Here is a 23,585-nt window from a genome sequence, read left to right on the forward strand (position 1 = left end):
CGCGATCCGCGGAGTGGACGACGCATGAGCCTCAGCGAGCGCGAGGGGATGGCGCTGACGCAGCCCGCATGCGGCGCGCCCGCCTCGACCGAGGCGGGTAGCGCGCCGCCGGCCGGCGCGGCGTCGGACGTCACGTTCAGGCTGCGCGAGACCCCGGGCGCCACGGCCCCCGAGCTGCCGCCCATCTCCGTCACGGCCCCCGAGCGCCTGTCCGCGGAGGAGCGCTACGAGGACCTCGGCTGCATCGGGCGCGGGGGCATGGGCGAGGTGCGCCGCGTGCGCGATCGCATCCTGGGGCGCGTGCTCGCGATGAAGATCCAGTCGGCCGAGACGCGCGACGCGACGCCCGATCGCGCCCGCTTCCTCGCCGAGGCGCGCCTGACCGCGGCGCTCCAGCACCCCGGGATCGTTCCCGTGCACGAGTGCGGCGAGCTCGCCGACGGGCGGCTGTGGTTCACGATGAAGGAGGTCCGCGGGCGCACGCTCGGCGAGGTGATCGCCGAGGCGTACGCGGCCGGCGGCGGGAGCCTCTCGCCCGTCGCGCTGCGGCGGGCGGTCGACACGTTCCTCCGCGTCTGCGAGGCCGTGGCGTACGCGCACAGCCGAGGCGTGATGCACCGCGACCTCAAGCCCGCCAACGTGATGATCGGCGAGTTCGGCGAGGTCCTGGTGATGGACTGGGGCCTCGCGCGGCCCTCCGCGCCGCTGCGCGCCTCGCCCGGGGCCGCGGGCGCGGCGGACGTGATCGAGGCGGCCCCGCTCACGCAGCCCGGCGAGGTGCTGGGCACGCTGCTCTACATGGCCCCGGAGCAGGCGCGAGGCGAGGGCGATCGCCTCGGCGCGGCGAGCGACGTCTACGCGCTCGGCGTCGTGCTCTACGAGATCCTCGCCGGGCGCCACCCCTACGGCGGCCAGCCCGCGGCGGTCTGGGGCGCGCTCCTCACCGGCGGGCTCAGGCCGGTCGAGGCGAGCGCCCCCCACGAGGTGCCCGCGGAGCTCGCGGCGATCTGCGCCCGCGCGATGGCGCTCGCCCCGGAGGCTCGCCACCCGGACGCGGCCGCGCTCGCGGCCGACGTCAGGAGCTGGCTCGACGGCGCGCGGCGGCGCGAGCGCGCGCTCGCGATCGTGGACCATGCCCGCGCGATCCGGCCGGAGATCGAGGCGACCCGGGCGCGCGCCCGGGCGCTGCGCGACGAGGCGCGGGCGATCCTCGACGGCCTGAGCTCGTTCGATCCGGCCGAGCAGAAGGCGCGCGGGTGGCGGCTCGAGGACGAGGCGGAGCGCCTGGAGCGGGAGGCGTCGCTCGGCCAGGTCGAGTGGATGCAGGTCCTCCGCTCGGCGCTGAACGAGGCGCCGGATCTCCGCGAGGCGCACGAGGCGCTGGCCGATCACTACGCCGAGGAGCTCGCCCAGGCCGAGGAGGCGCGGGATCCGCGGGGCGCGGCGCGCGCCGAGGCGCTCCTCCGGCAGCACGACCGCGGGCGCCACGCGGTGCTGCTCGCCGGCGACGGGGCGCTCACGCTGGCGACCGTTCCCGCGGGGGCGCAGGTCTCCCTCCACCGCTACGTCGAGCGCGACCGGAGGCTCGTGCCCGAGCTCGCGCGCGAGCTCGGCCCGACGCCCCTGCTCGAACTGGCGCTCCCGCGCGGCAGCTACCTCCTCACGCTGCGCGCGCCGGGGTACCACGACGCGTGGTATCCCGTGCTCATCGAGCGCGGGCGGCGCTGGGACGGCGTCCGGCCAGGCGGGGAAGGGGCCCACCCGGTGCGCCTCCTTCGCCTCGGCGAGCTCGGCGAGGACGACCTCTACGTGCCGGCCGGCTGGTTCCTCGCCGGCGGCGATCCGGACGCGGGGGACAGCCTCCCGCGGACGCGGCTCTGGTGTGACGGCTTCATCGTCCGGAGGCACCCGGTCACCAACGCCGAGTACCTCCGCTTCCTCAACGCGCTCGTCGCGAGCGGGCGGGAAGCCGAGGCCCTCGAGTGTTGCCCGCGCCTCTCGCTCGGCCGCGCCGCCTCGGGATCGAGCCCGGACTCGCTCCGGTTCGAGCGGGGAGACGACGGCCGCTTCCGGCTCGGGTGCATCCAGACCGACGTCCAGGAGGAGCCGAGGATGCCCGTCGCGTTCGTCCACTGGCGGGCGGCGATGCGTTATGCGGCGTGGTACGCCGCCGGGACGGGCGCGCCGTGGCGCCTCCTGAACGAGCTCGAATGGGAGAAGGCGGCGCGGGGCGTCGACGGCCGGTGCATGCCCTGGGGTGATTTCCTGGAGCCGACCTGGGGTTGCATGCTGGGCAGCCACGAGGGCGTCGCCGGCCGGCGGCCCGTCGACGACTTCCCGCAGGACGAGAGCCCTTATGGCCTGCGCGGCGCGGCGGGCAACGTGCGCGACTGGTGCATCAACGCGTGGAAGCGCGAGGGGGCCCGGACCGAAGCGGGGGTCGTGCTGCTCGATCCGGCGGACGACGGCGACGCGGATTTCCGCGCGGCGCGGGGCGGCGCGTGGTCGACGTCGCCGAACCTCTGCCGGGCGGCGGGGCGCTTCGCGGGCAAGCCCGGGGATCGCTTCGGGGGGATCGGGTTCCGGCTGGCGCGCCCGGCGCCGGGGTGAGCGGCGCAGCGCTCCGCCTCCCTGCGCTGGAGGCCTGCCCGGGCGCGCCTGGGGCGGCGCCCCCGGGCGAGGCGTCAAGCGCGCGGGCCGCTCACGCGGGCCTCATCACGCCATGATAGTGGTGCCAGGCGCCCTGAGGGTCGATGTGGCGCGGATCGATCGACGGCGTATCCCCCACGAACACCTGCGTGAAGTTCACCTTGCTCGGGGTGCTCTGGAAGATGAGGCCGTTCTGGGGCCGATCCATCTTGTACCAGATCGCGTTGCGCAGCTCGCCGGCGCTGCCGAGCTCCACGAGGAGGCCGATCCGGCGCCCGAGCGGCCCGTCCGGATCGACGGCCCAGTAGAGCGCGCTGGCCGGAGAGGTCGGCTGGTAGATGCCCTGAGTCCACTGCTGCGCCGACGCCTCCTGGCCCGTCGCGAGGACGCTGCCCCCGACGAGCCAGTCCCGGAACTCCTTGGGGTAATCCGGCGCTCCCGGGCGGTTCGTGAACCCGAACGAGACCAGGGTGATCAACCTCGACTTGATGGGGGCGAGCCTCGACCAGTACTCGGTCTTCGCGGTGTACCCGCCGGGGGGTGTCATGCCCGTCACGGCCAAGTGGAGGAGCGGGTTCCCGGTGCTCGTCTCGATGAAGCGGAGCTTCGAGTCGATGGGGATCTGCGTTTGGTCCGGCTGATCCGACCCCGTGGGCAAGACGTATCCCCGCGTGACACCCAGCTCGCCCGTGCTTGAACCAATGTTCATGGCTTGATGAACTCCTCGTCTCGTGCGTGGAACCTCGAAATGTTGGCCGGTTTGTCCGGCGCGAGCGCGACCTCCGGAGGGGCGGACCTCGCCGGGCGCGCGCTCGCGCCGGGGGTTCACAGGAGACCCACGGTGATCGGCTGGAAGAAGACCTGGACGCCGGTCCTGGTCCCCGCCTCGTTGCCCTTCGTGTCGCCGACATAGTCGAGCAGCGAGACCAGGCTGCCGGTGGAGAACGAGAAGAGGTCGTGGGCGTGGTTCGTGTCGAGGTACTCGTGCTCGAAGTACGTGGGGCCGAGGATCCCGGTGATCTCGCGGGGCGCGGTGTAGAGGTGGAACCAGCCGGTCCCCTCGGCGCGCGTCCAGTCGCTCTTCGTCTCGATGGCGTCGATATGGACGGACGCCCAGACCTCGTTGCCATTGAAGACGTGGAGCTCCACTTCCAGCGTGGTGCGCGGCCCGTGACCGCCGAAGTCGGCATCACCACCGACGCGCGGCGGGACGTAGAACGGCGTCTCCGAATGAAACGTCACCGCCGAGGAGAAGGCGACAGCGTCGCTGGCCGCCGACTGCTCGACCGCGTCCGGCGAGGCGAGATCCTCTGCGGCCGACTCTCCAGCGGGCGTCACGGCGCAGCCAGCGAGCAACGAGAAGGACAGCGAAGCGAACAGCGCACGCATCATGATAGAGCTCCCTTCGAGGTGTGCCTGCGCGCTCTCCTGCCGAGATAGCGGCGCTGCGCGCGGCGATTGGCCTTTCAGCAGGCGTCGTGCCACCGCGAGGAAACGAGGATCCGTGCAGGATCCGAGGCGCTCTCGCGTCGCGGCGCCGCAGGTCGGGTCACCCTCGCTCGACTTGAGCAAGACCTGCGCGAGCGGCGCTTGCGCGAGCGCCGCGCGGCGCATCCTCAATCAGCCTTCCCGAGTGTGGACCTCACCTCGCCGTCCGACAGGATGTTGAAGCTGTAAATATTTGCTCACACTTGATGCGTGGGGTCGGCGCTCGGCGGGTGAGCTCTGCATTGAAAGTGCGAGACAAGGTGTGATATATGTCGCCCATGAAGGTTGGGGGAACTCATCTCATCACAGTTGCCGCGTTTCTCGCCTGTGGGTGCGCCTCCTCTTCGCCGCCCTCGACGCCGGAGCGCCTGGGAAGCGGTGCCCCGGTAGTGGCCGTCGCTCAGCCGGCGGCCCCGGCCGGCGACACCGCCGCGGCGGGCCCTGCCGGTCCCCGGAGCCGCCGCTACCCCTTGGAAGAGCTGCGCAGGGTGGCCCGCGTCGCGTCCGCGCGTTGCAAGAAGGCGAATGCGTCCTCGGACTCGGCGTGTCTCCTCACCGAGGCCACACCATTCCTCAAATACCGGCCCGAGGACCCGGATTGCCGTTACGTGTCGGGGACCGCGCTGTCCGTCGCCGAGTGCTCCGATTTCGAGGAGGGCTGCCAGAGCGTGGACGCGAAGGATCTCGACCACCAGCTCGCGGCCCTGCAGAACGCCGGCAAGGACTGCAATCGCGAGCCGACCGACTCCGAGCGGGCAGAGCTGCTGAAGCTCCTCGGCACGAAGTGAGGCGCTGCGCCCCCGGCGCGCGTCAGCGCGTGGCCTTGCCCTTGCGCGGCCGCGGGATGCCGTAGGCGCTCAGCCGGGCCACGAAGGTGCGGCGGGGCATGCCGAGGAGCGCCGCGGCCTGCGTCTGGTTCCCCGCGCACTGCTCCAGCGCGTCGACGATCCGCCGCCGCTCGATCGCGTCGAGCTCGCCCCGCAGGCCGCCCCCGCCCTCGGCCGGGGGGGGCGCGGTGGCCTCGGCGGGCACCGCCGCGGGGCGCGCCTCGGCGGGCGCCGCCGCGGGGCGCGCCTCGGAGGGCGGCAGCGCGGCGGCGGCGTCGAGCAGGAGGTGCTCCGGGAGCAGCGTGTCCCCGCCGGAGAGCACGACCGCGCGCTCGATGACGTTGCGCAGCTCGCGGATGTTGCCGGGCCAGCGGTGCGCCTCCAGCGCGGCGAGCGTCTCGGGGGCGAACGCCGGCGCCGGGCGCCCGACGGCGCTCGCGGTCCGGTCGGCGATCGCGCGCGCGAGCGGCGCGATCTCGGCGATGCGCGCCCGGAGCGGCGGGATCGTCAGCGCGATGCCGTTCAGCCGGAAGAACAGATCCTCCCGGAAAGCGCCCCGCTTCACCTCGGCGGCAAGATCGCGGTTCGTCGCCGAGAGGAAGCGCACGTCGATGGGCCGCGGGCTCAGGCCCCCGACGCGCATCACCTTCCGTTCCTCGAGCACGCGCAGGAGCTTCACCTGGATGCTGGGCGGCAGCTCGCCCACCTCGTCGAGCAGCACCGTGCCCTTCTCGGCCGTCTCCAGGAGGCCCGGCTTCGCCTGGACCGCGCTCGTGAACGCGCCCCGCTCGTGGCCGAACAGCTCGCTCTCGAGGAGCGACTCCGAGAGCGCCGCGCAGTTGAGCCGCACGAAGGGCCCCTGCGCGCGCGGCGAGCGCCGGTGGATGTGCTCGGCCAGCACCTCCTTGCCGGCGCCCGTCTCGCCGAGCAAGAGCACGGTGATCGGCGCGCCGGCCACGCGCTCGGCCAGCGCGTAGAGCCGCTCCATGGCCGGGTCGAGCACGATGGGCTGGCCCGGCCCCTGGCCCGGCGCCGCGCTCGCGGCGCCCTCGCGCGGCAGGATCACGATCAGCGTCGAGCCGAGGTTCACCGCGTCCCCGACCGCGAGCTCCATCGTCTTGCCCTGCTCGGGCTGGAGCTCCAGGAGCTTGGTCGTCGGCCCGGCGCTTCGCTCGCGGCGGAGGCGGGTCCCGTTCGCGCTCCCGAGGTCCTCGATCGCGATGGGCGGGCCGAGGTGGATGATCGCGTGCCGGCGCGAGACGGAGCTGTCGTCGATCGGGACGTCGTTCTCCGGCGACCGGCCGAGCGACACCCGGCCCTCGGCAGGCAGCGGGTGCCGCGTCACGCGGCCCCCGGCGAACACCGCGAGCTCCAGGGCGCCCTGTACATCGTTCCGGGTGGACTTCGCGGCGGCCACGGTTCTCTCCCTGTTCACTGCGGCTGGTTTTACCTCGTCGCGCCGCCCCCGTCTGCTCGCGTCTCGAGCCACGCGCGCGCGAGCGCCAGCGTGCGTACGTGCGCGTTGATGTCCTCCAGAAAACTCCGCCGGTAGGCGGGATCCGCGATCTTGTCGGCGCGGGCGAGCAGCTCGGCGCGCGCCTCGCGGAGGACCTCACGGGCCGCCTCGACCTCGCCGCTCTCGTGGAGCGCCTCGGCCAGCAGCGCGGGGACCACCTCCTGCCGCAGCACAAAGAGACACGCGGTCGACCGCTCCAGGGCGAACGCCTCGCGGGCCAGCGCGGCGGCCTCCGCCGCCCGCCCCTGCCGGAGCCGGATCTCGGCGAGCAGCGAGAGGCGCACGGACTGAAAGAAGGGCACCAGCCTGGCGGCATCCCCGACGGCGCGCACCTCCTCCTCCGCCCCGGCGAGATCCCCTCGCTCGAGGCGGCATTCCGAGAGGAGCAGGCGCGCCTGCGTCGTGTAAGAGAACCCGCTGGAGGCCGAGGCTCTGCGGAGCATCGTGCCGGCCTGCTCCTGCGCTTCCGTGACCCGCCGCTGCTCCAGCAGCCCCATGATCCGGAACGAGAGCGCCGTCAGCGCGACGTAGGCCGGCGCGTGCTCCACCGCGAGCAGCGCGTCGAAGGCCTGCTCGGCGAGCTCGAAAGCGCCGAGCCTCAGCTCGTTCTGGGCCGCATACAGCCGCACCATCATGATGTGGAAGCGATCGCCGAGGGCCTCGATGTGCTCCTTCGCGGTGCGGCACCGCTGGAGCGCTCCCCATGCATCTCGCTCGGCGTGGGCGCACCACCACGCCCGCACCATGTCGATCGCGGCCCAGGCGATGTGATCATCCCCCGCGATCGGCGCGACGTCCTGCTCGATCCTGTGCAGGTAGCGCCGCGCCAGGTCGGGCATCCCCTCCCAGAGCACGGCGTGGAAGGTGATGGGGGTCCAGGTGACCAGCACCAGCCGGGGATCGACGGGGAGATCCGCGGGGGGCGCGCGCTGGATCAGGTCGCGGGCGGCCTGCCGGTCACCCGCGTAGACCGCGCCGAGGAGCGCGATCGCCAGGGCCCTCCCGTGGTGCTCGCTGCCTGGCGACAAGCTCTCCAGCGCAGCGAGCGCGTGCGCGCAGGACTGCGCCAGGTCGTCGAGGTGGAACAGCAGCTCCGACAGCAGGATATGGAGCTCGGCCAGCACCTCCCCCGCGGGCTCGCAGGCGATACCCCGCCGGGCGCGCGCGAGCACCGCCGGCACATCGGCCGCGAGCCGCGCCTTGTCGGCCGCCTGCAGGTAGAACCCCGCCGCCCGCGCCGTCTCCCCGCCGCGCTCGAAATGCTCGGCCAGCACCATCGGATCCTGCTCGCCCGCCTGGAGGAGCCATTCCCCCGCGAGCCTGTGCCCGACGCGCCTGTCGCGGTCGGTGAGCATGGCGTAGGCGCCCTCCCGCAGGAGCGCGTGCCGGAACGCGATCTCCTCCTGGCCCGCGAAGCACGGCGTCCGACGGCGCTCGAGGATCTCGCGCTCGAAGAGCTCGGCCCAGGCGTCGTTCTCCCGCGCGCCGGGCGCCGGGGAGCCCGAGAGCGCGCGCACGCCCCAGGTCCAGCACACCTCGCCAAAGACGCTCGCGGCCCGGAGCAGCCGCCGCTCCTCCGACCCCAGCGCCGCGAGCCGCGCCTCCACCATCCCCAGCACCGTCTCCGGCAGCGCGCCGCCCCGCCCCTCGGCGACCGCCCGGATCAGCTCCTCGAGGTAGAACGCGTTCCCGTCGGCCTGCGCCACGATGGTGGCGGCGGTCTGCGCGTCGATCGCCTCGCCGAGCGCGCTCCGCACGAGCAGCTCGGCGGCCCGGGCGGGCAGGGGGCGCAGCTGGATCTCCGAGCGCCCCCGCTCCACCCAGAGCCGGGGGAAGAGGTCGTGGACCTCGGGCCGCGCGAAGGCGACGACCACGAACGGCCGATCGCAGAGCTCACGCAGCGCCCGATCGAAGATCCGCACCGAGGGTGCGTCCCCCCAGTGCAGGTCTTCCAGCACCACCAGCATGGGCTGCGCGTCCGTCACCGCGCGCGCATGATCGAGGTACGCCTGCTCGACGCGCTCCGCCATGAGCGCCGGGCTCTGACGCGCCGCTCGCAGGAGCGGCCGGTCATCGTCCGGGAACGGCGCGCCGATCAGCTCTCCGAGGAACGCCGCCACCCGCGGGCGATCGGCCTCGGCGAGGAGGCGGCACGCGGCTCGCTCGAGCTTCTCGCGGCGCGCCGGGGCGGCCTCGCCCGCCGCGATCCCGAGCGCGTTGCGCAGCGCCCCGGCCAGCATCGCGAACGCCGAGCCCGCGCCGATGGAGTCGCCGCGGCCCACGCCGAGGTCCATGGCAGGGTAGCGCCGCTTCAGCAGCTCCAAGAGCTCGTGGCGCAGGCGCGACTTGCCCATCCCCGCCGCCGCAGTCACCAGCGCCACCGCGGCCTGCCGATCCTCGAAGCTCCCCTCGACGGTCTGGAGGAGGCCGCGCAGCTCGCGGTCGCGGCCCACGTAGGGGCTCGGCCTGCCGAGCAGCTTGCGCGCCGCCTCGCCGACCTCGCGCTCCGCCAGCAGCCAGAGCGCTCCCCCTTGCTCCAGCACGTCGAAGCGCATGTCGAGCAACGCCATCGTGATCGCGTCGATCTGGACGCCCTCGTGGCGCTCCTCGCGCCCGTCCGCGCGGCCGGCCCGCGAGGGCGCCTCGAACAGCGAGGCCGCCCGCTCCAGCACCTCGCCGAGCGGTATGCGCCCCGTGTCCTCGGCCCGGCCCGTCACCAGCGCGACGTTCCACGCGCCCGTCGGCAGGGTCGCGTGGATCCGCAGCGCGCAGCGGGCCGCGAGCGAGGCCGCGTCGGTCGCGCTGCCCGCGCCGGTCACCGTCGCCACCACCGTCCCGTCGCAGAGCTGCTCCACCCGCGCGCCCAGCGGGGCCGCGACGCACCGCACCTGCGCGAGCGCGTCGAGGGACACCGCGCTGAGCGGCACGGTCTCCTGCAAGGGGCTCGGCCGCTCGCGGACCGGCTGGATCGCCACGATCGAGATCAGCCGCTTCTCGTCCCCGGTGATCGGCGCGACGCTCCGATCCGCCGGGGTCGCGCCGCCGCTCGCGTCCCTGATCCCGTCGAGGAGCTGCGCCACCGCGGCGCCCTCGCCCGGCCGCGCGGCCGGCTCCTTGGCCAGCATCCGCGCCACCAGGTGATCGAGCTCCGCGGGCATCTCGGGCCGCAGCTCCCGCAGGCGCGGCGGCTCCTCCATCAGCAGCTTGGCGAGCAGCGCCATCACGTGCTGCCCGTGGAACGCCGGCAGCCCGGTCAGGCACTCGAACAGCACGCAGCCGAGCGAGAAGACGTCGGCGCGCGCGTCGAGCAGCGCGTGGTCCCCCCGCGCCTGCTCCGGCGCCATGTACCCGGGCGTGCCGAGCACGTTGCCCGTCTGCGTCAGCCGCGTCGCCGCCGCGTGCAGGCGCGCGATCCCGAAATCGAGCACCTTCACGCGCTCGATCGAGCCATCCACGAGGAACAGGTTGCTCGGCTTGACGTCGCGGTGGACGATCCCGCGCGCGTGCGCCGTCCCGAGCGCTCCGGCCGCGGCGCGCACGACGGCGAGCGCCTCCTCGAGGCGCAGCGCTCCGCGCAGAAGGCGCTCCGAGAGCGTCTCCCCCGCGAGCCACTCCATCACGAGGTACGGCTGACCCGACGGCGCCGTCCCGTGGGTCACGTAGCGCACGATGTGCGGGTGCTCGAGGCCCGAGAGCATGTGCGCCTCGTGGACGAAGCGCGCCGCCGAGTGCGCGTCGGCCTCGCGCAGCAGCTTGAGCGCCACGGTCGCGCCGCTCGCCCGGTCGCGGGCCCGGTAGACCGTCCCCATCCCTCCGGCGCCGGCCAGCGCGTTCACCTCGAAGCGGCCGTCGATCACGCTGTCCGGGAGCATCGAGGAGGAGCTTGCCTCCTCGCTCGCCGCCGCCGCAAGGGCGGCGACCCGATCCACGTCGGGCCAGCGAGCCTCCGGTCCGGGGCGGCTCGATTGCGGGTGATGAGGCGGATATGATACGTCTCGCGTGATGATGCCTGGGGGGTTGTTGCTCGTCCTCGCCGGCGCATGCGCGCTCCTCGCGGGCGCGTGCTCCGGAGCGCCGCAGCCCGCCGCGGGCCCGCGGGCCGCGGGCGCCTCGAGCGCCGAGCCCGCCCGCCCCCGGATACCCATGTATCCGGCGGCCGAGCTGGACCGGATGGCGCGCATCGCCGCCGCGCGCTGCAAGAAGGCGAACACGCCGTCGGACGCGGCGTGTCTCGTCACGAACGCCTCCACCTTCCTGAGGTACCCACCCGGGGATCCCGATTGCCGCTATGTCGCGGGGACCGCGCTCTCGGTCGCCGAGTGCTCCGAGTTCGAGGAAGGATGCCTGAGCGTGGATCCCCAGGATCTCGTCCGCCAGCTCGATGTCCTGCAGAGCGCCGGGAAGGATTGCCAGCGCGAGCCGACCGACGCCGAGCGCGCCGAGGTGCTGCGGCGCGCCGGCGTGAAGTGACGCGCGGGCCCGAGGCGAGGGCGCCAGCCTGAAGCGCTCTAATTCAGCGTGGGAATGTCCCCGTCCTGCCACTTGGCCGCGTCGAACGTGAAGCTCTCGGTGAACAGGTCCGCCGTGCTCACGGACTGTCCCTTGAGGAACCGGTCGACGAGCTTGTTCCAGTACTCCACCGCGGCGAGGAGGCTGACCTCCTTCCTGCGGCAGGCCCAGTCGGCCTTCGAGGTCGCCTTGGTGCCGTCCAGGAAGGTGAGCGGATCGGGGCATCTCTTGAACACGAGGCGAGGGAGGCGAGGAGCAGACTCGCCGAGGAGCACGTGGCGAATCGTGGATCAGCGACGTTTCCAGGTACGAATCACGTACCTTGACCGGCGTGAATTCCAGCGGATGGCGGGGCTGATCCTGGTGGAAGCGAAAACTCGCCAGTCGAGAAAATTGCGACTGGAGAGGATTGCGATGGGCTAGGAAGTTTCCGCGCTGCCCGCCGCGGCGTCCACCGTGGTGTCGAGCGCGATCGCCTCGGTACGGTCGACGTCGGCCGCGACGCGGGCGAGCTTCGCGCGGATGCCGCTCACCGCGTCGGCGCCGAGCGGCAGGCGGAGCGGCATCGGGTCGAGGCCGATCGCATCGACGATCGCGCGCGCCGCCTTCGCTGGATCGCCCGGCTGCGATCCGTCGGACCCGGCCGCGTACGCGCGCGTCGCGCCGACGGTGGGCGCGTAGGCGTCGAGCGCCGGCATCGACCGGAAGGCGCCCCCGAAGAGGCGCGTGCGGAACGCGCCCGGCTCGACGATGAGGACGCGGACGCCGAGCGGCGCGAGCTCGGCGGCCATGCACTCCGAGAGCCCCTCGAGCGCGTGCTTCGCGGCGCAGTAGGCGCCGAAGCCGGGCCCCGTCGTGAGGCCGCCCATGCTCGTGATCTGGACGATCGCGCCGCTCTCGCGGCCGCGCATGTGCGGCAGCACCTCGCGGGTGAGCGCCACGGCGCCGAAGAACATCGCCTCCATCGCGGCGCGGAGCTCCTCCTCGCTGGTCTCCTCGACCGCGCCGACCAGGCTGTAGCCCGCGTTGTTCACGAGCACGTCGATCCGGCCAAAGCGCGCGAGCGCCGCCGCGACGCCGCTGCGGATGTCGTCCGGCTTCGTGACGTCCAGCTTCACGACCTCGACGCGCCCTGGCGCCTCGGCCGCGAGGCCCGCGAGCGCGCCCTCGCCGCGCGCCGCCGCCACGACCGAGTCGCCACGCCGGAGCGCCTCCTCGGCGATCGCGCGGCCGAAGCCCGAGGACGCGCCGGTGATGAACCAGATCCTGGATCCGCTGTTTGCAGTGCTCATGGGTCTCTCTCCTCTGCCTTCGACGGGGAGCCTACGCCGCGGCGCTGCGCCGAAGAACGGGGTGAATCTGCACGGGATGTTAAGCTGCGCTTCATGATCCAGGACGACCTGGCGGGCCTGTCGGTGCTCCTCGTCGTGGCCGAGAAGCGGAGCTTCACCCGAGCGGCGGCGGAGCTGCGCGTGACGCCCTCGGCGGTGAGCCAGACGATCACCGGGCTCGAGCGGCGGCTCGGCGTGCGGCTCCTCCAGCGCACGACGCGCAGCGTGGGCCTGACCGAGGCCGGCGCCCGCTTCCTCGAGCGGCTCCGGCCCGCGCTCGCCGAGGTCCGCGCCTCGTTCGAGGCGCTCGACGAGCTGCGCGAAAGGCCCGCCGGGACGCTGCGGCTGAACGTCCCGAGGATCGCGTGCCGGCAGGTGATCGAGCCGGTGCTCGCGGCGTTCGTCGCGGCCTACCCGGAGATCCGCGTCGACGTGGCGATCGAGGACGGGCTCGCGGATATCGTCGCGCAAGGGTTCGACGCGGGCATCCGCCTCGGCGAGACGCTCGACAGCGAGATGATCGCGGTCCGTATCAGCGAGGACCAGCGCATCGCCGTCGTGGGGTCGCCGGCGTATCTTTCAGCGCGCGCGAAGCCAAAGCACCCGCGCGACCTGCACGCGCACGCGTGCATCAACTACCGGCAGATCACGAGCCAGAACGTCTACAGGTGGGAGTTCACCGAGAACGGGAAGGACTTCGACATCGCGGTGAGCGGTCCTCTCGTGTGCAACGATCCCGATCTCATGGTCCGCGCCGCGGTCGACGGCATCGGGCTCGCCTACGTCCTGGAGGCGACGGTGCGGGACGAGCTCCACGGCAAGCGCCTCGCCCGCGTCCTCGAGGGCTTCTGTCCGCCCTTCCCGGGGTACTTCCTTTACTACCCGAGCCGGGCGCACGTGCCGCCCAAGCTCTCGGCGTTCATCGACTTCCTGCGCAGGCGCGGGAGCCGCGGGCGGCGCGGCGGTTGAGGGATGTCACCGAGAGCGATGGGGCGGACAGGCGCTGTCGATCCGGCGGATCACTCGCCCGCGTGATAGCAGACGTCGAGCCTCGGCCTGCGCGCGGCGTCGGGATACTCGCTCGCGCGGAAGTCGGTCCTGTTGTTCGCGTCGACCAGCGCGACACCGTGGTTCGGCTGCGCGCCATCGACCCAGCCCTGCACGAGGGACGTCAGATCGGCGGTGACGAACGCGTCGGTCTGCGCCAGCGTGGCGAGGGAGGCCTCGACCGCCGGGCTGTACCCGCTGAACCCGCCCCCATGGAGCGTCGATTCCTCCCAGGCGCCGTTCACGCGGTGCATGGTCACGACGCTGCCCGCGGGCTTCCAGGCATAAGACAGCGATAGCGTCGCCGAGGTCACGCTGGAGCCTTCCGGGATGAACGACAGATCGTAGGCGAGGACCGCCGTCGCCGGCTGGACCGCGCTCGCGCTGGTGATGAGGTAGGGATACGCGCCGTACGCCCAGCCCGTCGTGGGGCCCTCGACGAAGGAGTCCTGCACGCCGCCGAAAGCGCCGCGCCGCACGCTGACGCACTCGAGGTCGCAGGTGTTGCCGAGGCCGTCGCCGTCCGAGTCCACCTGGGAGGCGTTGGGCTCGGCCGGGCAGTTGTCGCTCGCGTCGGGCACGCCGTCGCCATCCATGTCCGGCGCGGGCGCGACGCGGAAGCGCGCGACGCCGGGGTCATGGTCGCTGGCCTGGTCGGCGAACTCCGCATTGACATGGACGACGTCGAAGCCCATGAGCTTCGGCCCGGCCAGGTTGGCGCTGACCAGCACGTGGTCGAGCGACTGGCCATTGCCGTCGAACACGTACGTGTAGCGCTCCTCCGGCGGGAGCGTCTCGATGAGCGTCGTCAGCCCGGCGTCCTTGAGGATCCCGAGCGGCGCCGAGAACTGGAAGTCGTTCAGGTCGCCCAGGACCACGACGTTGGCGGAAGGATCGCTGTCGAGGATCTGCCGCACGAAGCCGGCCACCACGGTGGCCTGCTGTCGCCGCTGGACCTCGCTCGAGAGGGTCGGGGGCTGGAAGCGCCCGTAGAGCGGCTCGTCACCGCCCTTGGAGTTCCAGTGGTTGGCCACCACGAACAGCGGCTGTCCGTTCCAGCGGAACTCGCCTGCCAGCGGCTTGCGGCTGCTGGCGAAGGCCGGATTGCCCGGGTCGATGCGGCCGGGGCTGTAGCGCAGCGACACGCCGCCCGCGCCGCCGAGCACCTCGTTCGGCGTCAGGGCGCCGGCGCCCGGGCGATCGACGAACGCGAGCCCGCGGTCGGTCCGGAACAGGAAGCCCACGCGGATGTTGCCGCCGGGCTCCCCGCCGTCGGTGCCGTCGGTCGGATCGATGCTGCGGAATTGATAGGTGCTGGGCCCGCCCGGCACGGCCGCGATCGCGGCGATGAGCCGCGCGAACGTGGTCGAGGCGTCCACCACTCCATCGTTGGTCGGGCCGCTGTTGTCCTGGACCTCTTCGAGCGCGACGAGGTCGGGGCTGCCGAGGTTCTCGACGAGGATCCGCGCGAGTCGATCGAACTTGTCCTGCGGATCGCCCGGATCGAGGTTCTCGACGTTGAACGCGGCCACGTCGAGGTCGTCGGCGGTCCGCGGTCCGAGCGACGTGACCTCGCGCGAGAGCGTCGAGGTCGCCGCGGGGAGCGCCTCGTCGACCGGCAGGAGCTTGTAGTTGGCGAAGTTGTAGTCGACCGTGCCCACGATGGGCCCGGCGAACGTGGCGCCCACGTCCAGCGCGGGCGGCGAGGCGCGCAGGGGGATCTGGAGCAGGATCCGCTCCGGGTTGAAGTCGCCGGGGCTGACGACGACGGCCCCGCGCGCGCTGCGCAGGCCGGCCGCGTCGCCCGTGGCCGCGTCGCGGTCGCCCGGGACCAGCGCGATCTCCGCGGTCCCGGAGCTCGGGAACTCGCGGGTGGGGCCCACGACGGCCGGGGCGTTGACGCTCACCCGCATGCCCTCGAGGCTCTCCCAGAAATCGATGCCGTCGGACTCGGGGTCGAAGCCGTTCACGGCCTCGACGCTGCCGCTGGCGTCGTCCTCGATGATCTGCGTCGGGGGGCGGCGCGCGCCGGGCGCGAAGCCGATCGAGACCGGGGCCGGCAGCGCATGGCCGCTCGAGAGGACGGTGATCTGCGGGCGGGCGAGCTCGGTGACCGTCAGGTTGTGGTACGCGCTGCCGCGGGAGGGCGTGCACGGGTCCGCGCAGCCGGCGCGGTACTCCGTGATCTCGCCGGTGAGCTCGACAAGGTCGCCGACCCTCACCGACGGCGCAGCGCCGGTGAAGACGAGCAGCCCCTCGGAGGTGGCCGGATCGCCGTCCGGCGCCGTCGACTCCACGGTGAAGCCGTTGCTGCGCAGGGTCGCCACGAGGCCCGTCGTCTTCACGACCGCGCCCGAACGCGGCGAGAGGTGCGCGCGCCCCTGGATGTCGTGGATCGCGAGCGCCTGCGCCGGCTGCGCCGTGGTGAACGAGACCGACACGTCGGCGGGCAAGGGGTCGATCGTCCCGTTGCTCCCCGGGTCCTGCTCCTGCACGCCGCTCGCCCGCACGACGAGGAGGCACGCGGCGCTCGGGGGGAGCGGCTCGGCCGGCGTGAGCGTGAAGGCGAGGGGGCCGCCGCTGGCCACGAACGGGCGCGCGCTGCCCCCGCAGGAGAGCTCGAAGGCATCCGCGACGGCCACCGCCTCGCTGAACGTCACGCTCAGGCTCGCGGTCGGGTCGGCGCCCGTGGCGCCGTCGCCGGGCGCCGTCGAGGTCACCGCCGGCGGGGTGTCGCCGCCGCATTCGAGCGCGGCGGTCGAGGTGTTGCGGGGGGTAGGCGTCCCGGTCGAGAGGTCGTCGACGTTGCTGCCCGTGTCCTGGCAGCCAGCGCCCTGCCGGAGCGACGCCGTCGCGTTGGCGGTCGCCGGCGCCGGCGCGGCGCCCTCGAAGTAGCTCGCCCCGCCGAAGCCGACCAGATCCTCGATCAGCGCCTCCTGGGCCGCCGAGCAGGGCGCGGTGCCGCCGTTGCAGCCGAGGCCCGTGGCCTGCCGGACGAGGGCGACCTTGCCGGCCGAGCCGCTCATGTTGATGGGGGTCGCATCGACGAGGTCGGCGGCGGGGAGCGGCGCGCCGCTGCCAGAGCCCCCGGCCTGCTGGACGAGGAAGTACTGGCCGGGCTGCAGGGTGATCGCGGGCAGCTCCGTGAGCTGCGTCGTCGTGGCCCCGAGGGCGCCCGTGCCGCTGGCGCTCGCGTACTGGATGGACCACCCCGCGAGCGACACCGGGCTGTTCGACCGATTGAACAGCTCGACGAAGTCGTGCGTGTAGACGGCCCCAGCGTTGCCCCCGCCGCCGTACACCTGGCTGATGACCACGCGCCCGCTCGGGAGGGAGGCGGCGAGCTCGGCGGTCCCGAGATCGCCGGGCTCCGGCGAGCCGCCGCAGCCCCAGGCGGTCGCGAGCGCCATGGCCGCCGTCCATCGAACGCGGTCACGCCGAAGAAGAGAATACCCCGCGCGCGAGAGGGCGCGCGGGAACAAGGATGACTTTAGCACCATGACACCTGTTGGCCTTCGAAGACGATTGCAAGAAATGGCCGAAGCAGACAGCAGCGGCCACTCTCACGCTACGCCGGAACGTGCATTGTGAATGTCACGTCTCCATGAAATCGCAACTGGCCAGTCCGGCCGACCCCCGGAGACCGGGATGCTGCGCGAGGAGATGTTTCGATTCGAGGATAAGTTTGTCGGGGAATCGCAACAGAGACGACACATCCTCGTGCGGTTCGCTGTCGCGTTCGCCGAGGTTGGGACGGCGGGGGTGGCGCCGTCGACCCGGCCGAGGTGGCTCCTGTGTCCTCATGTCGCGTGGAGTGCTCCCTGAGCTGACCCCTGCCCACCCCATGGCGCATTCGTTGTCCTCCAGCTTGCCCCCTCGTCTGTCTCCGTCCTGCTTGCCTCGAGGGTGTGATACGTCCTGAACTGAACAGGAGTGTCCTCGATGCGCATCGCGATCATCTCGACCTATACGCACCCGAGCCGTCTGCTCCGCAAGGAGCGCTCGATCATGCAGTCGTCCGTGCCCGAGCTGCTCGCGGCCCTGTGCCCGCCTGACGCCGAGATCGAGCTCTACAACGAGAAGGAAACGGACATCCCGCTCGATCGCCACTGGGACCTGGTGTTCTTCTCGTACCTGCACGCCTATTACGAGCACACCAAGGTCCTCTCCACGCTGTTTCGACGGCAAGGCATGACCACCGTGGCAGGCGGGCGCCACGCGAGCCATTTCCGCGCGGACGCGCTGCAGTACTTCGACGCCGTGGTCGCGGAGGACCCGGAGGCCAACCTCCCGGCCCTCATCGCCGATTTCCAGCGGGGCGAGCTCCAGCCCGTCTATGCGCTCCCGCCGGTGCCCCCGGAGCAGATCCCCACCTACCGCTACGACCTTGTCGATTACCGGAACAACCTCGTCCGCCTGCCCGGCATCGAGGCGTCGCGCGGCTGCCCCTTCTCCTGCAACTTCTGCGTTCTGACCGGGCACGAACAGTATCGCTATCGCCCCATCGACCACGTGATCCGGGACATCCGCGACAGGATGATCTTCAACCAGCGCATTCCCGGGGTGACCAACAACGTGTTCAGCTTCCTCGACAACAACCTGGGGGGCTCGCCCCGCTACCTGCGCGAGCTCTGCGAGGCGCTGATGCCCCTCAAGAAGATCTGGGGCTGCGCGCTCACGTTCAACGTGCTGCGCGACCCGGAGCTGGTGCGCCTCATGGGGCGGGCAGGGTGCCGCTACGTCTACACAGGGCTCGAGTCGCTGAACCCCGAGTCGATCAGCTCGATGAACAAGGGCCAGAACAAGCTGAGCGAGGTCCGGGAGGTCATCCAGCGGGCCTTCGCGAGCGGGATCGTCCTCTCCTTCGGGCTCCTCGTGGGCGCGGACGGGGACACCAACGACTACCTCGAGCGGGTGCCCGAGTACCTCCATGATCTCGGCGATCACTGCCCCACCTTCCTGGGGATCGTCTGCCCGTACCCGGAGACGCCCTTCTTCGCGCAGGTGGCGGCCGAGGGCCGGCTCCTTCCCGGGGTGATCAGCCGGGACCTCGATGGATACACCCTCTGCCACCGCCCGCCCCGGCTGCACCCCTCGGAGGTGATCGACCATTTCCAGCGCCTGTGCCGCGCGCTGGGGAGCCTTCACAACGTGGGCCGCCACGTGTGGAATCGGCTGATGACGAGCGATCTGCCCCGTTACAAGGCGTGCGTCGTCATGTCGGCGCCCGAGGTGATGAGCCTGCGCGCGCCGCTCGCCAACCGATCACGCAGCTACATCGCCGGGCGCGACCCCATCGAGGCCTGGGACGCGGAGAAGATGCGGGAGGTCGGCCTCGAGCCGCAGCGCATCGAGGCGTCGTCCTGCAGAGCGGATCCGCGCGGCCTCGCGCGGATCCGGCCCCGCCGGGCGGGCCGCTCCAGCGCGGCCGCGTGAGGCCATGAGGGGATCCGCCATGAAGGGCCGCACACGCCTCGTCGCGATCGCCTACTTCGCCCTGGTGCACGTCGCCGCCATCCTCGGGCTGTTCCTGCCGATCCGGGCGAGCTTCGTTGTCGTCGCCGCCGCGCTCTACGCGGCGCTCCAGCTCTCCACCGTGATCGGCCTGCACCGGCTGCTCTCGCACCGCGCGTTCCGCTGCCCGAAATGGGTCGAGTATGCGCTCGTGTCGGTGGCGATGATCAGCGGCCAGGGCAGCCCCATCGCGTGGGTGGCCACGCACCGGCGGCACCACGCCCACACCGATCGCGAAGGCGACGTCCACTCGCCGCGCCGCGGCCTCTGGTACGCCCACCTCGGGTGGATCCTCGACGATGGCTCGACCGACCCCCGCGATCCGGAGAAATACTGCCGCGATCTGGTCGGCGATCCCTACTACCAGTGGCTGCTCCGCTGGCGCTTCGCCCCGCAGGCCGCGGCGTTGCTGCTCGCGGGTCTCGCCCTCGGCTGGGCCGCGGTGCCCTTCGTGTTCTTCGTGCCGCTCGTGTGCTGGATGCACGCGACCTACCTGGTGAACTCCGCCTGCCACGCGGCCCGCTTCGGCAGCCGCGCGTTCGATACCCGCGACGGGAGCCGCAACGTGGGCTGGGTGGCGGTCCTGACCTTCGGCGAGGGCTGGCACAACAACCACCACGCCTTCCCCCGCGCCGCCCGGCAAGCGATGGCGCCGGGGCAGCACGACCTCGCCTTCCTGTTCATCCGCGCGCTCGCGGCGGTCGGGCTCGCCTCGGACATCCAGTCGAGCCCGGCGGGCCGTGAGAGCACGCACCCCGCCGCGCGGTCGAGGCGCTAGCATGGTTGGCATGAGCGATCTCGGCCCCAACGACGCGAGCCCCGACGTTCGTGACGAGCCCGACGGCATCGTGCGGGTGGCGATCCACGGCGAGGTCACGGAAGACCGAGCGCGCGCTGTCCTCGGCGTGATCCGGCGCGTGGCGGAGAGCGGCTGCGACGTCCTGGTGCTCGCCGACGTGCGTCACATGGGCCCTGTTTCGGCGCCGGTGCGTAAGGCGGTGACGGAAGAGATGCGGGGAGCGCGCGTCGATGCGGTCGCGATCATCGGAGCGAGCTTTTCCCTGCGCGTCGTCATGACCCTCCTCGCGAAGGGCGTGCAGATGCTCACGGGACGGCACTACCCGCAGCAGTTCTTCGACACGGAGGGCGAGGCGCACACGTGGCTGCTTGCTCGGCGAGACGCGCTCCGGGCCGCGCGGCGCCCGGGTACCTGAGTGACCGCGCGTGCGCACGGGGGCGCTTCAGGACAGCTCGCACGGTGACCGTGCCGTGGCAGATCGCCTGATCGCGGCGTCAGGCCTGGGGCGGGTACTCGGCGAACCGCGGCAGGTCGTCCGTGATAGGGAACCAGCTCGCCTTGGAGTCGACGAAGATGTGGGCTGCGGGGCGGATGCCGGGATCGGTGTCGAGCGTACCCGCGGGCACCACGGCGAAGCCGCGCTCGGGTGACTGGCGCGGGGCTGCGCCGCCACAGCGCTTGCAGAACGCGACGGTGAAGAACCGCGCGTCGGGCACCTTGTAACTCGCGATCTGCGCGTCACCGTGGATCCAGCGGAAGCTGTCCAGGGCGACGAAGACGTTGGTCGCGTGCGCGGCGCTGCGCCCGAGGCGACAGCGCTTGCAGTGGCAGCTCACCATGCGGAGGGGCGCGCCGTCGAACTCGAAGGCCACGTCGCCGCACAGGCAGCTCCCCTGGGTGACGCCCTCTTTCGGCGGGGCCACGGGGCGCGAGACGACCGGCGCCTGCATCTCGGGCCGCCATTCCTCGAACTGCGGCAGGGAATCCGTGATCGTGTACCAGGGCGCCTTGGAGCCGACGAACTGGTGGAACTTCGGCTCGATCCCGAGATCGCCCTCCAGGTTGCCGGCATGGAGCACGGCGAGCTGCCTCTCGGGGCGGAGCATCGGCGTGGCCGAGCCGCAGGTGGCGCAGAAGGAGCGGCGATCGCTCGCGCAGGACGGGCGGATGGCGTCCTCGCCGGCGAGCCAGCGAAAGCCGGGCAGCGGCGCGACGACGGCCGTGGTGAACGCCGTGCCGTTGAACTTGCGGCACATCGAGCAGTGACAGTTCAGCATGGTCTGGAACGGACCGTCGATCTCGAAGCGGACCGTTCCGCAAAGACATGCGCCCTTGGTCATGTTCGTATCTCCCGTGGGATGGCTTGCGCGCGTACGCTAGCACGGCCGGGTGTCCAGGCGGGCGTTCAGGTTCGATTCAAGGGCGCCCTTCACCCGAGGCGCGCTGTCCCGCGGCTCAGATCCCCGACAGCACGCCCACGATCGCCTCGCTGATACGCGATAGGTCGGCTGGCTCGATGATGTAAGGCGGCATGGTATAGACCAGCTTCCCGAAAGGCCGTAACCAGACGCCGCGCTCCACGAACGCCGGCTGCACGCGGGCCGTGTCGACGGGCTGCTTGAGCTCGACCACGCCGATGGCGCCGAGCACGCGCACGTCGGCCACCGCGTCGAGCGCGCGGCAAGGGGCGAGCTCGCGGCGGAGCTGCGCCTCGATGGCCGAGACGCGCGCGCGCCACGGCGAGCCCAGCAGGAGCCGGACGCTGGCCAGCGCCGCGCTGCAGGCGAGCGGATTGCCCATGTACGTCGGGCCGTGCATGAACACGCGCGGCTCGTTGCCGGCGATCGTCGCGGCCACGCGCTCCGTGCAGAGCGTGGCGGCCAGGGTCATCGTGCCGCCGGTGAGGGCCTTGCCGAGGCACATGATGTCCGGCGCGACGCCCGCGTGCTGGCACGCGAACAGCTCCCCGGTGCGGCCGAAGTTGGTCGCGATCTCGTCGAAGATGAGCAGCACGCCGTGGCGGTCGCAGAGCGCGCGCAGCTCGCGCAGGTACTGCGGGTGGTAGAAGCGCATCCCGCCGGCGTTCTGCGCGATCGGCTCGAGGATCACGGCGGCGACCTCGTGCGCGTGCCGCTCGAGCAGCGCGGCCATGCTGCTCAGGGCGTCCGGCGACCAGGGCGCGTCGAACGCCGGCCCGGGCGCTTCCGCGAACAGGTGCTGCACGAGCGCGCCGCGGAAGAGGTGGTGCATGCCATTGACCGGATCGGTGACCGCCATCGCGCCGAACGTGTCGCCGTGGTAGCCGCCGAGCGCGCTGATCAGGCGGCGCTTCTCGGGCTGCCCCCGCGCGATGAAGAACTGGAGAGCGAGCTTGATGGCCACCTCGACCGACACGGATCCGGAGTCGGCGAGGAAGACGCGCGTCAACGGCTCGGGCGTGAGCGCCACCAGCGCCTCGCACAGCTCGACCGCCGGCGCATGGGTGAGGCCCCCGAACATCACGTGGCTCATCCGCCCGAGCTGGGCGCTGATCGCCGCCGTCAGCGCCGGGTGCCCGTAGCCGTGGATGGCGGCCCACCAGGAGGACATGCCGTCGATGAGCTCGCGGCCGTCGGTCAGCGTGAGGCGGACGCCCTCGGCGCGCTCGACCGCGAAGAGCGGCGCGCTCGAGATGGGCGCGGCGTAAGGGTGCATCACGCAGCGGCGGTCGCGCGCGACGAGATCGTCTCGGCCAGGCATGGCGCTCTCCGATGGCATGGCGACGCGTCTAGCCCAGAACGCCCATCGCCACCAGGTCCGCCGGGCGCGCCGGCGGCCTCCGCGCCCGGCGCCGTCCCGCTGGCGGGACGCGGCCCCGGCCCCCTCCGGACGATTCCTTGATCAGGCTGTAACGTTCGGGCCCCCTCCGAGACTGTGCAGGTAGCGGGATAGCCGTCGCGGCGCCGGGGACACGCCCGGGCGCAGGGGCGCGCGCATCCATCGCTCGTCGAAATACCGATGACGTCGCGCTCGAGGAGAGCCTCGCGACGATGAGGAGACATCCATGAACGGTCTGCTTCGCAAGGTCCTGCGGTCTGGCACCATGATCTCGGCCGCTGCGCTCATGTCGTCCGCGCTGCCCGGCTGCGGCGGCAGCGACACGGACGGGGGCACGGGGGGCGGCGGCTCCCAGGGCTCGGACAAGAACACGTATGTCCTCGTCCACGGCGCCTTCGTGGGCGCATGGGCATGGGACAAGGTGGTGCCGCTCCTCGAGGCCGGCGGCAACGAGGTGATCGCCCTCGATCTCCCCGCTCACGGCGACGACAAGACGCCCGTCGCGGACGCCGGCCTGCAGGCCTATACCGACGCCGTGGTGGAGGCCATCGACAGCGCCTCGCGCCCCGTGATCCTCGTCGGCCACAGCATGGGCGGCACCGTGGTGAGCCAGGCCGCCGAGCAGCGGCCCGACAAGGTGAAGACGCTCGTCTACCTGACCGCCTTCCTGCTCAAAGATGGCCAGTCGCTGAGCCAGGAGTGGGCCGATGATGAAGGGGCCGCGATCAAGGCGTACGCGGCCCCTTCGGAGGACGGCACGACGCTGACCTTCAAGGAGGGGTGGGCCGCGAACGCCTTCTGCCAGGATTGCTCTCCGGACGATGTCGCGCGTCTCGAGAGCCACCTGCGCGAGGAGCCCGCGAAGCCGTTCGACGAGCCGATCCATGTCACGGAGGAGAGGTGGGGGAGGGTCCCCCGGGTCTACATCGAGGCGCTCAAGGATCTCGCCATCAGCCCTGCAGAGCAGAAGCAGCAGTACACGGCCTTGCCCTGCGAGCGGGTCATCTCGATCGACGCAGGCCACGCCCCCTTCGTGACGAAGCCGAAGGAGGTCGCGGACGCGTTGACGTCACTGTGACCGGGCGGCG

At 72.2% G+C, this 23,585-nt stretch carries 17 protein-coding genes; 8 read left to right on the forward strand and 9 right to left on the reverse strand.

Annotation, left to right across the window (positions count from 1 at the left end):
* Positions 1 to 24 precede the first annotated feature (24 nt).
* Positions 25 to 2,610, forward strand: a complete 2,586-nt coding sequence (locus WME73_RS03635) for an SUMF1/EgtB/PvdO family nonheme iron enzyme (RefSeq protein WP_437914733.1) — start codon at positions 25 to 27, stop codon at positions 2,608 to 2,610.
* A gap of 91 nt (positions 2,611 to 2,701) precedes the next feature.
* Here WME73_RS03635 and WME73_RS03640 read toward each other — a convergent pair whose 3' ends face one another.
* Both WME73_RS03640 and WME73_RS03645 read right to left on the reverse strand, forming a co-directional pair.
* Positions 2,702 to 3,358, reverse strand: coding sequence for a hypothetical protein (locus tag WME73_RS03640; RefSeq protein ID WP_437914734.1), 657 nt, complete (start codon positions 3,356 to 3,358; stop codon positions 2,702 to 2,704).
* 116 nt (positions 3,359 to 3,474) lie between these two features.
* The gene (locus WME73_RS03645) at positions 3,475 to 4,041 is read right to left on the reverse strand and encodes a hypothetical protein (RefSeq protein ID WP_437744175.1); all 567 of its coding nucleotides are present in this window, start codon (positions 4,039 to 4,041) and stop codon (positions 3,475 to 3,477) included.
* 485 nt (positions 4,042 to 4,526) lie between these two features.
* Between WME73_RS03645 and WME73_RS03650 the strand changes: the two genes are divergently transcribed.
* Complete coding sequence (locus WME73_RS03650) at positions 4,527 to 4,925, forward strand: hypothetical protein (protein WP_437864768.1); 399 nt, start codon at positions 4,527 to 4,529, stop codon at positions 4,923 to 4,925.
* Positions 4,926 to 4,947: 22 nt separating this feature from the next.
* Here WME73_RS03650 and WME73_RS03655 read toward each other — a convergent pair whose 3' ends face one another.
* Together WME73_RS03655 and WME73_RS03660 are read right to left on the reverse strand one after the other, a co-directional pair.
* Positions 4,948 to 6,381, reverse strand: a complete 1,434-nt coding sequence (locus WME73_RS03655; protein WP_437914735.1) for a sigma 54-interacting transcriptional regulator — start codon at positions 6,379 to 6,381, stop codon at positions 4,948 to 4,950.
* 29 nt (positions 6,382 to 6,410) lie between these two features.
* The gene (locus WME73_RS03660) at positions 6,411 to 10,409 is read right to left on the reverse strand and encodes a protein kinase domain-containing protein (protein WP_437914736.1); all 3,999 of its coding nucleotides are present in this window, start codon (positions 10,407 to 10,409) and stop codon (positions 6,411 to 6,413) included.
* A gap of 73 nt (positions 10,410 to 10,482) precedes the next feature.
* On the opposite strand from WME73_RS03660, the gene WME73_RS03665 reads away from it, so the two are divergent.
* Entirely contained in the window at positions 10,483 to 10,950 is a 468-nt protein-coding gene (locus WME73_RS03665; protein WP_437917345.1) for a hypothetical protein, read from the forward strand.
* Between the two features lie 38 nt (positions 10,951 to 10,988).
* On the opposite strand, the gene WME73_RS03670 is transcribed toward WME73_RS03665, so the two are convergent.
* Together WME73_RS03670 and WME73_RS03675 are read right to left on the reverse strand one after the other, a co-directional pair.
* Positions 10,989 to 11,225, reverse strand: coding sequence for a hypothetical protein (locus WME73_RS03670; RefSeq protein WP_437914737.1), 237 nt, complete (start codon positions 11,223 to 11,225; stop codon positions 10,989 to 10,991).
* A 183-nt stretch (positions 11,226 to 11,408) separates the two neighbouring features.
* Complete coding sequence (locus tag WME73_RS03675) at positions 11,409 to 12,281, reverse strand: oxidoreductase (RefSeq protein ID WP_437744179.1); 873 nt, start codon at positions 12,279 to 12,281, stop codon at positions 11,409 to 11,411.
* A 93-nt stretch (positions 12,282 to 12,374) separates the two neighbouring features.
* Here WME73_RS03675 and WME73_RS03680 point away from each other — a divergent pair, with 93 nt between their 5' ends.
* The gene (locus WME73_RS03680; RefSeq protein ID WP_437744180.1) at positions 12,375 to 13,289 is read left to right on the forward strand and encodes a LysR family transcriptional regulator; all 915 of its coding nucleotides are present in this window, start codon (positions 12,375 to 12,377) and stop codon (positions 13,287 to 13,289) included.
* Positions 13,290 to 13,339: 50 nt separating this feature from the next.
* Here the strand turns inward: WME73_RS03680 and WME73_RS03685 are convergent, their stop codons facing one another.
* A complete protein-coding gene (locus WME73_RS03685; RefSeq protein ID WP_437914738.1) occupies positions 13,340 to 16,777 on the reverse strand; it encodes a DNRLRE domain-containing protein in 3,438 nt (1,145 codons plus the stop codon).
* A gap of 532 nt (positions 16,778 to 17,309) precedes the next feature.
* On the opposite strand from WME73_RS03685, the gene WME73_RS03690 reads away from it, so the two are divergent.
* From WME73_RS03690 to WME73_RS03700, 3 genes are read left to right on the forward strand one after another with little or no spacing between them, the layout of a single operon-like run.
* Complete coding sequence (locus tag WME73_RS03690; protein ID WP_437744182.1) at positions 17,310 to 18,803, forward strand: B12-binding domain-containing radical SAM protein; 1,494 nt, start codon at positions 17,310 to 17,312, stop codon at positions 18,801 to 18,803.
* Positions 18,804 to 18,822: 19 nt separating this feature from the next.
* Entirely contained in the window at positions 18,823 to 19,659 is an 837-nt protein-coding gene (locus WME73_RS03695; RefSeq protein WP_437744183.1) for an acyl-CoA desaturase, read from the forward strand.
* 10 nt (positions 19,660 to 19,669) lie between these two features.
* Positions 19,670 to 20,095, forward strand: coding sequence for an STAS/SEC14 domain-containing protein (locus WME73_RS03700; RefSeq protein WP_437744184.1), 426 nt, complete (start codon positions 19,670 to 19,672; stop codon positions 20,093 to 20,095).
* Positions 20,096 to 20,174: 79 nt separating this feature from the next.
* Here WME73_RS03700 and WME73_RS03705 read toward each other — a convergent pair whose 3' ends face one another.
* Together WME73_RS03705 and bioA are read right to left on the reverse strand one after the other, a co-directional pair.
* Entirely contained in the window at positions 20,175 to 21,020 is an 846-nt protein-coding gene (locus WME73_RS03705) for a GFA family protein (protein WP_437914739.1), read from the reverse strand.
* Positions 21,021 to 21,135: 115 nt separating this feature from the next.
* Entirely contained in the window at positions 21,136 to 22,419 is a 1,284-nt protein-coding gene (gene bioA / locus WME73_RS03710) for an adenosylmethionine--8-amino-7-oxononanoate transaminase (RefSeq protein ID WP_437744186.1), read from the reverse strand.
* A 304-nt stretch (positions 22,420 to 22,723) separates the two neighbouring features.
* Between bioA and WME73_RS03715 the strand changes: the two genes are divergently transcribed.
* A complete protein-coding gene (locus WME73_RS03715) occupies positions 22,724 to 23,575 on the forward strand; it encodes an alpha/beta fold hydrolase (protein WP_437744187.1) in 852 nt (283 codons plus the stop codon).
* Positions 23,576 to 23,585 lie beyond the last annotated feature (10 nt).

It is taken from the genome of Sorangium sp. So ce302, from assembly GCF_051530145.1.
GTDB lineage: Bacteria > Myxococcota_A > Polyangia > Polyangiales > Polyangiaceae > Sorangium > Sorangium cellulosum_B.